This is a genomic window from Accumulibacter sp. (genome assembly GCF_029255285.1).
Taxonomy (GTDB): Bacteria; Pseudomonadota; Gammaproteobacteria; order Burkholderiales; family Rhodocyclaceae; genus Accumulibacter.
Genome location: NZ_JAPUVI010000029.1, coordinates 45,284 through 58,594, shown reverse-complemented (window position 1 = coordinate 58,594; position 13,311 = coordinate 45,284). Strand labels below are relative to the sequence as shown.

The following is a 13,311-nucleotide window of genomic DNA, read 5'->3' as shown; positions in this document are numbered from 1 at the left end:
GGTGCCGCAGCCCGAACGACCTGAACAAGTAAGTTGGCGAGAGCCGGGCTGGCGCACCGCGACCGATCAATAAAAGCGCAACGCCCCGTTGCCGGGGCGTCCGTTTGCTGAACCAAACGTCCGGGCAATGCACGCCCGGTCAGTTCTCAAGCATTCTGGAGCAGAATTTCCTCGAGCGTCTGGGCCGACTTCTTGCTGGCCCGCAGCACCTTCTCCTGCAATGAATAGAACTGCCGCATGCGCATGGCCCGCAGAGCGGCGGCCTCGTCTCCCTCGGTATCGAACAGGCTCTTGATGGCCTTGTACATCACCGCGACGGATTTCTCTTCGATGTGCTCGATCTCGACGCACAGATCGACCGTCTCCTTGTTGCGCTCCTTGGCCTTCAGCGAGGCAATCGCACGCGTCAGGCGCGTGCAGGCGTCGACCGTCATCGATGCCAGCTCGTGCGACTCGGTATTTACCTCGGTGATGTTGTAGATGCTGGCCGCTTGTGCGACATCCTGTACCGCGTTCATCACGCTGTCGATGTCTAGCGTCAGGGCATAAACCTGGTCACGGTTGAGCGGCGTGACAAAGGACTTGTGCAGCATGGTCAGCAGATCCGCCTTGATCTGGTCCGCACTGGTCTCGTTCATATTGATTTCCTCGACCAGCGCGGCAACGTCCTGCTTGCTGACCCCCAGGCTGTTCACCAGGCGCAGCATGGCATTGGCTCCGGCCAGGACGCGCTCGCTGTGTGCCGCGAGAAGCTCAAAAAACTCGGACCGCTTGGGTAACATGAATACCTCCCTTGAATGACTCTTGTAACGACGATTGACTGATTCCGGTGGCTGGGTCGGCGGACGCCCGTTGCCGGCGCGTCCGCTAGGGCGAATACTTGTGGCTTACAGGAACTTGGTTCCGATGTACCAGAAGACCGCGGCGATCAGGCCCGAGGCCGGGATGGTCAACACCCAGGCAACCAGCAGATTGGCAGTGATCGCCCAGCGCACCGCCTTGACGTCGGTCGCCGCACCGACGCCGATGATGGCACCGGTGATGGTATGCGTCGTCGACACCGGAATGCCGCCCAGCGTCGCCAGTCCAAGAGTGATCGCGCCACCCATCGAAGCGCACGATCCGCTGATCGCGTTGAGCTTGGTGATCTTGGTTCCCATCGTCTTGACGATTCGCCAGCCACCGAGATACGTTCCCCAGGCGATAGCGAAGTAGCACGCGTAAATCACCCAGGTGGGCAGGGTCGCAACGTCCTTGGTCGCTACGCCGGCAGTGATCATCAGCAGCCAGATGATGCCGATGGTTTTCTGCGCGTCGTTACCACCGTGGCCCAGACTGTACGCAGCAGCGGCGAACAACTGCCCGCCCTTGAAGAACTTGCCGGCCTGATACGGCGAAGTGCCACGAAAGATCCAGGCGACAAGCACCATCAGCAGGCCGCCGATGATGACCCCGACCAGCGGCGAAATGATGATGAAAGCGAGGATCTTGCCGAAACCCTCCCAAACGATGGGCGCCCCCGAGCCGGCCTTGGCCACCGTCGCGCCGACCAGACCACCGACCAGGGCGTGCGATGACGACGACGGAATGCCGTAGTACCAGGTGATGATGTTCCAGGCCAAAGCGCCGATCAAGGCCCCGAAAATCACGTAATAATCGACGAAGCTGGGATCGACCGTGCCCTTGCCGATGGTTGCCGCCACCTTGAGCTGGAATACCCAGAGCGCGGCGAAGTTGAAGAACGCGGCGAACAGCACCGCCTGTTTCGGGGTCAGGGCTCCGGTCGCAACGATCGTCGAGATCGAGTTGGCGCCGTCGTGAAACCCGTTCATGAAGTCGAACGCCAGTGCCACTGCAATCAGCAGCGCCAGCGTCCAGATGCTCATATTTAGGCCTTCCATTTTCGGCTACCTCTCAGGAGTTTTCGATCAGGATCTCTTCGATCATCTTGGCCGCTTCCTGGCAGGAATCGAGGACGGCTTCCTGAAGCGAGTAGAACTCCCGCATCTTCATCGTCTGCCAGATGTTGGCACCCTCCTGGAACAAGGCGGTAATTGCCTTGTGCTGAATCTTGTCGGCCTTCGACTCGATCTCCTCGATCTCCTTGCACAAGTTCAGCGTCTCCTCGCCGCGCGACTTGTCGCCCAAGGCCGCCACCGCGCGATTCAGACGCATGCACGCATCGGCGCTCAGGGCCGCCATTTCGCGCGCTTCCACCGTCGACTGCTTGATGTTGTACATGCCCAACGCATTGGCAACGCTTTGCAGCACATTCAGCGTCATGTCGAGGTCGCTGATCAGCGCGTGGATCTGATCGCGGTTGATCGGGGTGGTGAACGACTGGTGCAAGCGACTGATCACCTTGGCCTTGATCTGGTCACCGTTCTGCTCGTGCTGATTGACTTCGTCGACCAGCGCCGCGAGGTTTGTCCCGGCGTCGCCCAGACCATTGATCAGACGCAAGGTTGCGTTGGCTCCAGCCACCACTTGTTCGGAATGCGCAGCGAGAAGTTCAAAGAATTCCTTGCGTTGCGGCATCAAACTACTAAACATACGACCTCCCTTGGTTATCTGCTCCAACGAGCAGCGCACAGAAAAAAGCCTAAAATACGTCTTCGCCGATCGTCTGTCGGCACCACGACAAGCACTACAACACGCCAACCACTACAACACGCCGTCGGGCGCATCCCGCCGGTTTGCCGGCGACGGACGCCAACCCGCCCAACTCCTCGCCCCGATCAACCCTTTTTTCCAGCCTTCGAAGCCCCAGCCAGAGCACCGAGCACCGACTTCATCTCGTCGAGTTTCTGCTCGGCAAAAACCTTCACCCCAGCGCGCAGGATGTCCGACTTGCTCGCCGCCCAGCCGGCGGCTTTTGCCAGCTCGACGCGCAGCGACTCGATAGCCGCCGCTTCGCTCTTCAGCAGCTCGACCGTGTAACGCACGAGCTTGTCGCCCTTGTCCTTGGTCACCCGCTCCACCTTCACTACTGCCTCCTCGAGCGTGGCCAGTGGCTTGCCCGCCGACTCCTTGGTCGTCGGCGCGGCGGTCGTTACGGGTCCGCGCTTTTTCCTCGTTGTTTCCCGTTTGGCCGGTTTCTCCAGCGCAGCCGACTTTGCCTCGGCAGCCGCTTTGCGAGCTACCGGCCGGGCTTTCGGCGCCGCCGCCGGCGCCGCTTCCGGCACGGCAGTTTTCGCGGCTGGCGACTTTGCGCGAGCAGGCTTCTTCCCGGTCTTGGCCGGCGCCTTCGCCACGGCAGACTTCGTTTCGCCACTCGCCTGGGCCGCCACCGTCTTCACCGCAACCTTGGCCGCCTTGCCGGCAGTTGGCGCGGGCTCACTAGCCGGTACGGCAACGACGGGGGTTTCGGCTTCCGGCTCGGCAACCAACGGAACGTCGGTGGCAGCCAGCCGCTCGGCGAGCGATTCGTCCTCTTTCTTGAGGCTGGCGCGCAGCGCGGACTTGTTGGAACTGGCGGCTCGGGTCGGTGTCGTCATCAGGTGTCTCCCAGTTGTTTAAGAACGGCGGCGATCAATCTACGGACTTCATCCTGCGCGGCCTCCGCAGCCGCGCCGAGCTGAAAGACCGAGGCCCCGATGACCGCGCTCTGCGCATAGGCATTGCGCTGGCAGAGCGTGGCGTCGAGGATCGGCAAGGTAAATTCGTGCAGCAATTCGAGCACATCGGTCGCCAGCGCCGTGTTTTGCACCCGGTTGGGGACGATGCAGCCGTGCAGCCGATGGCTTTGCTCCATGCGGTTGAGAATCAGCCGCTCGACGGCAAGGGTCGACCAGAGATCGGTCGGACTCGGCACGGCCGGGATGATCGCCAAATGCGCGACGGCCAGCGCGGCAAGAGTCGACGGGTGATAAATCGACGGTGGGGTGTCCAGCACCACATAGTCCGCCTCGCGCTGCAGGTCACCGACATGCTTGATCAGTTCGAGCCCGGACATTTTGCGCACATCGAGCTGCAGTTCGGAGTCGAGCAAGGGGGCTGACTCGGCCCAGCGAAACGCGCTCTCCTGGGGGTCAAGGTCGACCAGAAGCACGCTGGCACCGATCGCATGGAACCCGCCACCGAGTTGCATCGCGACAGTGGTTTTCCCGGCGCCGCCCTTCTGCGACACGACAGCGATCACCCGGGCTAGGGACATTGACATGGCATCCGTTTCGCGAGCGGACTACGGGTAGGGAGAATTTGCATAGCGGGCAATTATGCCACCATGCGGAAAAGCGGGAAGCCGGAATTGACTCCTGGAAGGGCCATGAAACGGGCCATTTTTCGCCGAATTGGCGAATGCCTGACTTAAGTCAATGAAAAGCGGTTCGGCGCCCTGCAATGGCGGGCAATTTGCTTAGTCAAAACCGACTGACGAGCCGCCTGGACAAGCTGGCAAAGGGGCTCCGGGCAGCGTTCGCGGCGGGCCTGTCAGCCGTCGGCGAGGAGATTGAGCGTCCTCGCCCTGACGACCGCTTCGCGGCGACTCGAGGCACGCAATTTGCGATAGATGTTCTGCGTATGCCGCTTGACGGTCGCCCGCGAGATACACAGCTCCTCCGAGATTTCGACGTTGCTCAGCCGGACGGCGAGCAGCTTGAGGATTTTCAGCTCGCGCCGGGTGAGATCGGCGCCCACCTGCTGGCGACCCGCCGTCACCAGCCAGTCGTCGTTGAGCGCGGCGAGAAGCCGCCCAACGTAGCTCGCGTGACCATGGCCAGCGTCCAAACGTTTCAACGGCTTGACCAGGTCCTGACCTAGATCGACGAAAACACGGATCAGACCTGCCGGCTGCGCCAAGGCCACGGCACGGCCGAGGTAGTCGGTAGCAGCGACCTCGTTCGCCATCGCGTGCTGAAGCAACGCCTGCAGCGCCAGCACTTCGACCAGAAAACGGACGTTGTGCCGTGACGCCAGATCCTCCTCCAGTAGCTGCAGAAGACGGCCCGCCTGCTGGTGCGCCTCGGCAGTACCCTCGGCAATCCACACTTTGGCCAACGTCAGATGCGGCGCGCTGAAGAACCTATAAACATAGTGGACAGGCCCGGGGTCGAAGCCCCTCGCCCATTCCACAGCGTCGTTGAGGCGCCCCTGGCGCAGCGCGAGGTCGGCCTGAAACGCGCGAGCGCGGAACAGCGCCGGCAAGTCGGCGTTCTGCTGCAGATGCGCACACACCCGGTCGACGATCTCACGCGCCCGATCGGCCTGGCCCAGCGCCTGATGAACGGCGGCCAGGACGTACGAAATCTCGGTACGATAGCCGAGTCGCGGCGCGTTCGACGGCGCGACTGCCGGCACCAGCGTCGCCTCGGCAAGTGCCAGCTCATTCCGCTGGTACTGAACGAGACCGAGAAAGTAGCGCCCGAGAGCAATCTCGCCGCCGGTACCGAAACCCGAATCGGGTAGCGGGTAGTACTGGTTGGCGGTCCACTGCAACGCTGACAGATCGGCCGCCATCCAGTCAATCAGGCAAAGGGTGGCGACCAGTGGCGCCTGGCAGGCGTCGATCGGCCCGGTGGCCTGCACCAGGGCCTGCTGAATGGCGTGGCGAGCGCCGTCGAGGTCGCCAGCGAGTTGCCGCCCCCCGGCCAAAAGTGCCTGGGCGGTGACACGAGCGTGTACGCAGGCGACCGGCAGGAGCCGCAGTGCCCGCTCGGCAAAAGCCACGGTGACCTCGGCCCGGCCTTCGAAGTAAGCCTGCAGGCTGCGCAACGCGAAAACGTGGCCGGACAGGGCCTCATGGGCTACGGTAGAAAGGCCGCCAACCCCGTTTTCGATCAGCCATTCGATCCGGTCGCAGACTGCCGGAATTTCCACGTGCCGCCCCTGGTGATACATCAGCCAGGACTTCAGGGCGAGCAGTTCCGCGTCGTTCTCGACAATGTCGGGCGGCAGCCGCCGCAGGCAGCGATCGAGCCGGTAACGCTGTTCGCGGCTTACCAAGACGTGGCGATGGCGCGCCAACAGACGCCCGGCTACCGCCGCGCCGCCACCGGCAAGCGCGTGCGGGATGGCCTCTTCCAGGCAACCCCGCGTTTCCAGCCAATCGGCCGCCCGCCGGTGCAATTCCGCAATCTCGCCGGGTCCCAGGCGCAGTTTGAGTTGGCACAGGAGGAATTCGCGAAACATCCGATGATAGCGATACCACTCGCCGTCGTCACCGATCGCGCTGCACAGCAGGGCGCCGCTCGACACGGCCTGCAGCAACGGCTGGCTTCCGGCGGCGCCGCCCGGCGCCTCTCCGGTCGCGAGCATGACATCACAGAGAGGCGCGCAGAAGCGCTCCAAGATCGAGGTACGCAGCAGACCGTCAATCGCCTCCGGCACCTGTTGGGCAAACAGTTCTTCAAAGAAATATTGCTGAACTTGCGGCAAGTCGCCTCGGCAGACGAGGTCCACATCGTCGCCTCCCCCGCCGTTGCGCATCGCTAGCGCCGCCAGTCGAACACCGACCGGCCAACCTTCCGTAGTCTCCTGCAACCGGGCAAGCGTTGTCGCCACCATCACGTGTCCAACGCAGCGTTCGACCAGCATGGCGCTTTCGCGTTCGGAGAACTGCAGGTCCGCCGTGCCGATCTCGGCCAAGGCGCCGCCTACGCGCAGCGCGCTGAGACACAACTGCGGCGTACGGCGGGTGACGATCACCAGCCGCAAGCCGTCCGACGAGTGAGCCAGCAAACGATCCAGCAAGGTTTGCACCGGCGTCGAGTCGACGCGCTGATAGTTGTCGAGAACCAGCACCAAGGGCACTGGCAAGGCATCGAGATCGTTGCTCAGACGGCCGGCAAGAATGGTCGGCGAGCAGGGTTGACCGGAATTCAGGTAGCGCACCGTCTCGGCGCAGGCATCGGGAAACGCACTGTGCACAGCGGCGACGAAATAGCTTGCGAAAGCGATCAGTTCGCCATCGTCGTCGTCGAGCGACAGCCAAGCGGCCGGCCCTTCGCGGCCCTCGAGCCAGCAGGCGGCGAGCGAAGTCTTGCCATAACCGGCCGGCGCCGACAGGACGGTCAGTGGCAATTCGCAGCCGACCTCGAGCCGCCGCAGCAATTCACTGCGTGGGAAATAGTCCGCGACCAGCGGCGGAGGCCGCAGCTTGCTGAAGACGATCTGGACGGTGTGTGCTGCCAGCCCGACACTCATCGTGCAGACCTTTCGAGCAAGCGGGCAATCTGTTCATCCTTGTCGCGCCAGAGGCTTTGAATCCACTTCTGAAACGCCTCGCGAACCGCCGGGTCACCCGCGTAGTCAGCTTTCGCCAGATCGATCGGCACCGGCAGCGCCTGCACACGAACCCGCACGCGCTTCATCCGGCCACTCAGGAACGCCCAGAAGTCGGGCGCGCCGTCAGGATAGACGATGGTGACGTCGAGAATCGCCCGGAACTTGTCACCCATCACATTGAGCGCCAGAGCAATCCCACCGGCCTTGGGCTTCAGCAGGTAGCGATACGGCGACTGCTGACGCTGATGTTTGACTGACGTGAAACGAGTCCCTTCGCAGAAGTTCACGACGCTGGTCGGCAGCAGCGCGAACCTCTGGCAAGCGCGGCGCGTCGCGTCCTGGTCTTTGGCGCGCAGCTCCGGGTGCTGGCTGAGCACTTCTTCACTGTGCCGGCGCATGAAGGGAAAATCGAGTGCCCACCAGGCAAGACCCATCACCGGCACCCACAGCAGTTGCTCCTTGAGAAAGAACTTGAGCAGCGGAATGCGGCGCGTCAGCAAGTGCTGGAGCACTAGAATGTCGGCCCAGGTCTGATGATTGCAGTTGACGAGATACCAGCCACGGGCGTCCAGTCCGGCGATGCCTTGCACATCCCACACCGCGTTCTGGGTCAGCGCCATCCAGGCACTGTTGCACCCTATCCACGCTTCCGCAATCCGGATCAGAATCGGATCGAGACGCAGGCGAACGGCGTGCAAGGGCAGGACGAGCTTGAACAAGGCGACCAGCAACAGGAGCGGTACCCAGAACAGGCTATTCAGTCCGAGCAGCAGCGAGGCGATCAGACCGATTAGCGGGGCAGGCAGGAAAGCGAGCATGGGCGAGATGTCGTAACGACTGGCGCGATGATTCAACAGGTCGTCGCGGGCAAGCTGGCCAACATCGCGCTGCGTGTCCCCGGCGTCTCCAGGCTGATGCGGCCGAGCGCGCCGTCGCGATAGTCCTGCAGCAAGGTCTTGGCGGCCTTCTCGAAATCCGCGTCACCGCCACGCCTACGCAAGCCGCGGCGCTGAGCGATGGTTTCGATGAGTTTGACGGCGTCGAAATGGGCCGCCGCTTCCACCGGAAATCCGTAGCGGCCGGAGACGAGGAGCGGATAACGCGCCAGCAGCAGATCGGCCAGAAAAGTCCCCACCTCTTCGTAGACGATCGCATTGCGGCCGATGGCATTACTAGCCGCCAGCATCAGGCCATCACTAGGGTATTCAATCTTCGGCCAGAGCAGACCAGGCGTATCCGTCAACCAATGGCGGATGTCGAGTTGCGAAGTCTGCTGCGATTTGGTCACCGCCGGTTCGTCGCCGACCTTGGCCAGCCGGCGCTTGAGCAGGGCATTCATCAGGGTTGACTTGCCGACGTTCGGAATGCCCATGATCAGCATCCGCAAGGGTTTGCCATTGTCCTTGCGGTGTGGCGCCAGGGGCTGGCACAAAGCCGGCAGACGCGCCACGTCACCAAGCCTCCGGCAGGATAGCGCAACCGGACGCACGTCGGCCTGACGCTGGTAATAGTCGATCCACGCCTGGGTGACCAGCGGATCGGCCAGATCGGCCTTGTTGAGCACTTTGAGGCACGGGCGCTGACGTTGCAGCCGCAGTTCGCGAATCATCGGGTTGGTGCTCGCCTCCGGCAAGCGCGCGTCCACCACTTCGATGACCACATCGATCGACGCCATCGTTTCGGCGGCCTTCTTGCGCGCCGAGTTCATGTGACCGGGGTACCACTGGATGGCCATGGACTATTGCAACTTGTTGGAGATCCGGGAATTATCCCACCGCTTGGCCCCGGCCGGCCGATTTTTGCCAGGCTCGGGACAAGCCGCAAAGCGCTAGAATGTCGCTCCTTCACACATCCGAATCAGGAACCTCTTGCCGGCCATCCCCGAAATCAGGCCTGGGCAGTCGATCGAACTGCTCCAGGAACTGCACATCCTGACACGCGACGGCAAACTGAACCAAGACAGCCGACGCAAGCTGAAGCAGGTCTACCATCTGTTCCAGTTCATCGAGCCGCTGCTCGTCGAACTCCTCACCGACGGCGCCGGACTGACGCTGGCCGATCACGGCGCCGGCAAGTCCTACCTCGGCTTCCTGCTCTACGACCTGTTCTTCAAGGCGAGGAGCCAGGGGCACATCTACGGTATCGAGGCGCGTGCCGACCTCGTCGAACGGGCACGCCGTCTGGCCGAGCGACTCGCTTTCGCGCGCATGACCTTCCTCGATCTGCGCGTCAGCGCGGCGATCGACACGCCGGACTTACCGGCAAGCTTCGACATCGTGACCGCACTGCACGCTTGCGACACCGCCACCGACGATGCGATTCGCTTCGCGCTTCACAAGCAGGCACGTTTCATCGTCCTGGTCCCCTGCTGCCAGGCTGAGGTCGCCGCCCTGCTGCGCCGCAACAAGAATGTCTCGCTGGCCAGAACACCGCTCGCCGAACTTTGGCGCCATCCCATCCACACCCGCGAATTCGGCAGCCAGGTGACCAATGCCTTGCGCTGTCTGCAACTCGAAGCGCAGGGTTATCAACTGACGGTCACTGAACTCGTCGGCTGGGAGCACTCGCTCAAGAATGAGCTGATCATTGCCCGGCGCGGCAAGGAGCGACGCGGCGACGCGATGGCGCGCCTGGAGGAGATCTTGTCGGCGCTGAATCTCGAAGAACTGCACGATCGCTTCATCTATTGACCGGCCAACGCCATGCGCCTTCGCCTTTGACTCGGCCGTCTACGAACCGGAACCGTCGATGGAAAAATGGATAACCCGCGTCGTCGCGGTGCTCTGCGCCGGCGGCAGCACCGCCCTGTTCTGGACCTTCGGAGTATTTCTCGCCGTCCCCTGGCGCGAGAGCCGCCTGCTGTCGCTCAACGGCATCGAGATGCAGGTGCTCGCCATACCGCTGCTCGCCGGACTGGCCGTCGCCTGGGGCGCCCTGCACATCCTGGCACTGGCCGACCGCGACGACAACCCGAAGACCTACTACGCGATCTGCCTGACCTTGCTCGTCGGATCGCTGCTCGCGATATACGGCGGCCTGGCGTGGGGCACCGCACGCATCGCCTGACAGCACCCTAGACCTGCATATTCATCACGTCGTTGTAAGCCGAAACAAGCTTGTTGCGGACCTGCACCATTTCCTGGAAGGAGATGTTCGCTTTCTGCAAGGCAATCATCACGTCGTGCAGATTCTCGCCGCCGTTGCCGGCGGCAAAATTTGCCGCCATCGCCTGCGCCTGCTGCTGCGTCTGGCTGACGGCCGCAATCGAATTCTGGAGTACCTGCGCGAAGTCCGTAGAGGCCGCCGGGGCGCTGGCCGGCTCGGCAGAACGACTTCCCGCCGCGGCCGATGTGGCGCGCAGCATGCTCAACATCTGGTCAATACCTTTGGTGTCCATTCGTTTCTCCAAACGCTGTCTGACAAGCTAAGCAAAAAACGTGCCCCAGGACGGCCAATCGGCGATCAGTCTTTCAAAAAGCCCTCCAGGCGATACTGCCGCAATTTGTGGCGCAAGGTTCTCTCCGGCATCCCAAGCCGCTCGCCAGCCAATCTGCGTGATCCGCCGACAGCGGCCAGCGTTTCCAGGATATGCTCGCGCTCGACTTCCCTCATCTTGTCGGTTTTCGGACTCTCCGTCCGCACCCCGGGCACCGGCCCGCCGACGGCGCTTCTCTCCGGCGGCGGCTCGACCGGCGAATCGGCAACGATGGCGGCTGTCAGATGCAAGGAATCCAGATCGACCATACCGCCCGCCGCCAGAATGACGGCTCGCTGCATGACGTTTTCCAGCTCGCGGACGTTGCCCGGCCAGTGGTATTTCTGCAGCGCCTCCTCGGCGGCAGCGGACAGGCACAAGCCCGGACGACCGGCGCGGCCGCCGTGCTCGGCCAAGAGGTGGCGAGCCAGAGGAATGATGTCCTGGCTTCGCTGTCGCAAGGCTGGAATCAGCAAAGGGAAGACATTCAGCCGATAGAACAGATCCTCGCGAAAAAGCCCTTTCGCGACCGCGTCGGCCATGTCCCTATTGGATGTCGCCACCACGCGGATGTTAAGCGCCACCGGCTTCTGGCCGCCGACCCGCTCGACCTCGCGCTCCTGCAGCACGCGCAGCAGCTTGGCCTGCAGAGCGAGAGGCATCTCGGTGATCTCGTCGAGCAGCAGGGTACCGTTCTGGGCCTGCTCGAACTTGCCCACCTGCGCGTGCTGGGCACCGCTGAAGGCGCCCTTTTCATGCCCGAAGAGCGTCGCCTCGAGAAGGCTGTCCGGAATCGCCGCACAGTTGATGGCGACAAACGGTCCTTTCCGCCGGGCCGAATGCTGGTGGATGAAGCGCGCCACGACTTCCTTGCCAACACCACTTTCGCCGGTCAGGAGGACCGTCGTGTCGCTCTGCGCCACCCGCCTGGCGAGGGCAAAGAGGTTGCGACTGACCGGATCACCGGCCACCACCCGCTCATCGTCGAGTACCTCCGGCAAGCGGTAACGCTGCACATGATCAAGCAGCGCCTTCGGCTCGAAGGGCTTGAGCAAGAAATCGCAGGCGCCAGCCCGCATCGCTTCCACTGCCCGGTCGACGTCGGCAAAGGCCGTCATCAGAACCACCGGCAGGTGCGGGAAGCGCGTGCGAATCTCCTTCAGCAACGTGATGCCGTCGATCGGCAGCATGCGCACATCGCTGACCACCAGCGAAACTGCCTGTCCCGCCAGCACCTGAAGCGCCTCGTCGCCACCCGCCGCCGCGATGACCGCCTGCCCGGCCAGTTCCAGGGTATCGCATACGGCCTCGCGCAACGCCGCGTCATCTTCGACCACCAGTATCGGCATTCCGTATGTCATAAAATCAGCACTTCCTCAGTGATCCACCGCCGTCGCGTCGACAGGCAGCATGATGACGAACTCCGACCCGCTGTGCGGAACTGAACTGACTTTAATCGTCCCTCCGTGGGCGCGCGCGACGCCGAGGGCAATGGCCAGGCCAAGCCCGGTCCCTTGGCCGCGTGTCGTAAAAAACGGCTCGAAGACGCGTGCCTGAATCTCGGGGGCAATTCCGGACCCGCTGTCGCGCACACCAATGTGCACCTGCCCATCGACGACGCGCGCCGCGACGCTTACCAGCCCACCCGCCGTACAGGCCTGCAAGGCATTCTCGAGCAAATTCACCAAGGCGCCGGCCAATGCCTTTCGGCTGCCGGTAATGATCCTGTTATCAGCCTCGCTGATCACCCGGAGACCGACCCGCCGCTCAGCGAACAAAGGCTCGACGGCCTGCAGGGCGTCGGCCAGCAGTAGACGGACGGCCACCGCGTCGCGACCGAGGCGTTCGCCGCGAGCGAACAGCAGGACCTCCTGAATCAGGCGCTCGAGCCGTCTGAGTTGGGCGATGGCCTTGCCGGCAAAACGGATGCGCGCCGCGTCGGCCAACTCCGGCTGGCCAAGATTGGCGCTGTAGAGCAAGGCGGTGGCCAACGGCGTGCGCAACTGGTGCGCCAGCGACGCCGCCATCTCGCCCATGGCGACCAAGCGTTGATTGCGCTCCAGTTCCGTTTTCAGGCTGTGCGCTGCGGTGACGTCGTGCATCAGAAGGATTCGCCCGCCGGCCGAATCGAGCGGACTCTCGACGATCGACAGCCGCCGCGCTTCGAGCTGCCATTCGTCCGGCGCCTCGGTCGCCACCAGCCTCGCCTGAGCCAGATTCGGCCAGGGTTCGCCGACGAGGGACTGGCCGAACATCCGCCGTGCCGCTGGATTCGCCTCGCTGACGACGGCCGCGCTGTCGAGCACCACGACCCCCGCGGGCAGCGCGTTGAGCAACAACGAGAGTCGCTCTGAAAGCGCTTCCTTGGCTTCGTACTGGCGACGCAGTTCGCCGTTGGCCACCGCCAGTTCGGTGGTCAGCGACTCGACCCGGCCCTGCAAGCCCTGGTAGGACTCGGTGAGGGCCAGAGACACCTGGTTGAACACATCGAAAGCGCGTTGTAGATCCTGCGCCTGGCGTTCCGAGCCAGGCATTTGTGTGACTTCGCTCATGCGATGGAAAGTCCGCCCCCGTTAACCGCTACAATAGTCAAGCAATTATCGGCTTTTTTT

At 63.1% G+C, this 13,311-nt stretch carries 13 protein-coding genes; 2 read left to right on the top strand and 11 right to left on the bottom strand.

The genetic code is table 11. The features are described from left to right. Nucleotides 1-146: 146 nt before the first annotated feature. The 8 genes from Q1M07_RS04545 to ylqF form a co-directional block, all read right to left on the bottom strand. On the bottom strand, nt 147-782 hold the full coding sequence (locus Q1M07_RS04545) for a DUF47 family protein (RefSeq protein WP_300451308.1): 636 nt from the start codon (nt 780-782) through the stop codon (nt 147-149). Nucleotides 783-887: 105 nt separating this feature from the next. Beyond that, nucleotides 888-1,901 carry an inorganic phosphate transporter gene (locus Q1M07_RS04540; protein ID WP_300451307.1) on the bottom strand — a complete coding sequence of 338 codons (1,014 nt, stop codon included), beginning with the start codon at nt 1,899-1,901 and terminating at the stop codon, nt 888-890. Between the two features lie 13 nt (nt 1,902-1,914). Beyond that, the gene (locus tag Q1M07_RS04535; RefSeq protein WP_300451306.1) at nt 1,915-2,553 is read right to left on the bottom strand and encodes a DUF47 family protein; all 639 of its coding nucleotides are present in this window, start codon (nt 2,551-2,553) and stop codon (nt 1,915-1,917) included. Nucleotides 2,554-2,738: 185 nt separating this feature from the next. Continuing rightward, the gene (locus tag Q1M07_RS04530) at nt 2,739-3,497 is read right to left on the bottom strand and encodes a hypothetical protein (RefSeq protein ID WP_300451305.1); all 759 of its coding nucleotides are present in this window, start codon (nt 3,495-3,497) and stop codon (nt 2,739-2,741) included. Beyond that, nucleotides 3,497-4,162, bottom strand: a complete 666-nt coding sequence (locus tag Q1M07_RS04525; RefSeq protein ID WP_366983952.1) for an AAA family ATPase — start codon at nt 4,160-4,162, stop codon at nt 3,497-3,499. Before Q1M07_RS04525 ends, Q1M07_RS04530 begins: the two co-directional genes overlap by 1 nt. A gap of 269 nt (nt 4,163-4,431) precedes the next feature. Continuing rightward, nucleotides 4,432-7,143: a LuxR C-terminal-related transcriptional regulator gene (locus Q1M07_RS04520; protein ID WP_300451304.1), complete on the bottom strand. Its 2,712-nt coding sequence runs from the start codon at nt 7,141-7,143 to the stop codon at nt 4,432-4,434. Then, the gene (locus Q1M07_RS04515) at nt 7,140-8,042 is read right to left on the bottom strand and encodes an acyltransferase (protein WP_300451478.1); all 903 of its coding nucleotides are present in this window, start codon (nt 8,040-8,042) and stop codon (nt 7,140-7,142) included. Before Q1M07_RS04515 ends, Q1M07_RS04520 begins: the two co-directional genes overlap by 4 nt. Nucleotides 8,043-8,074: 32 nt before the next feature. Further along, nucleotides 8,075-8,959 carry a ribosome biogenesis GTPase YlqF gene (gene ylqF, locus Q1M07_RS04510; protein ID WP_300451303.1) on the bottom strand — a complete coding sequence of 295 codons (885 nt, stop codon included), beginning with the start codon at nt 8,957-8,959 and terminating at the stop codon, nt 8,075-8,077. 133 nt (nt 8,960-9,092) lie between these two features. On the opposite strand from ylqF, the gene Q1M07_RS04505 reads away from it, so the two are divergent. Together Q1M07_RS04505 and Q1M07_RS04500 are read left to right on the top strand one after the other, a co-directional pair. Further along, a complete protein-coding gene (locus Q1M07_RS04505; protein ID WP_300451302.1) occupies nt 9,093-9,914 on the top strand; it encodes an SAM-dependent methyltransferase in 822 nt (273 codons plus the stop codon). Nucleotides 9,915-9,972: 58 nt separating this feature from the next. Beyond that, nucleotides 9,973-10,290 carry a hypothetical protein gene (locus Q1M07_RS04500; protein WP_300451301.1) on the top strand — a complete coding sequence of 106 codons (318 nt, stop codon included), beginning with the start codon at nt 9,973-9,975 and terminating at the stop codon, nt 10,288-10,290. A gap of 7 nt (nt 10,291-10,297) precedes the next feature. On the opposite strand, the gene fliE is transcribed toward Q1M07_RS04500, so the two are convergent. The 3 genes from fliE to Q1M07_RS04485 all read right to left on the bottom strand — a co-directional run bounded on the left by fliE (nt 10,298) and on the right by Q1M07_RS04485 (nt 13,251). Then, on the bottom strand, nt 10,298-10,621 hold the full coding sequence (fliE, locus tag Q1M07_RS04495) for a flagellar hook-basal body complex protein FliE (RefSeq protein WP_300451300.1): 324 nt from the start codon (nt 10,619-10,621) through the stop codon (nt 10,298-10,300). Nucleotides 10,622-10,686: 65 nt separating this feature from the next. Next, nucleotides 10,687-12,060 carry a sigma-54 dependent transcriptional regulator gene (locus Q1M07_RS04490; RefSeq protein ID WP_300451299.1) on the bottom strand — a complete coding sequence of 458 codons (1,374 nt, stop codon included), beginning with the start codon at nt 12,058-12,060 and terminating at the stop codon, nt 10,687-10,689. Between the two features lie 15 nt (nt 12,061-12,075). Continuing rightward, a complete protein-coding gene (locus Q1M07_RS04485; protein ID WP_300451298.1) occupies nt 12,076-13,251 on the bottom strand; it encodes an ATP-binding protein in 1,176 nt (391 codons plus the stop codon). Between the last annotated feature and the right edge of the window lie 60 nt (nt 13,252-13,311).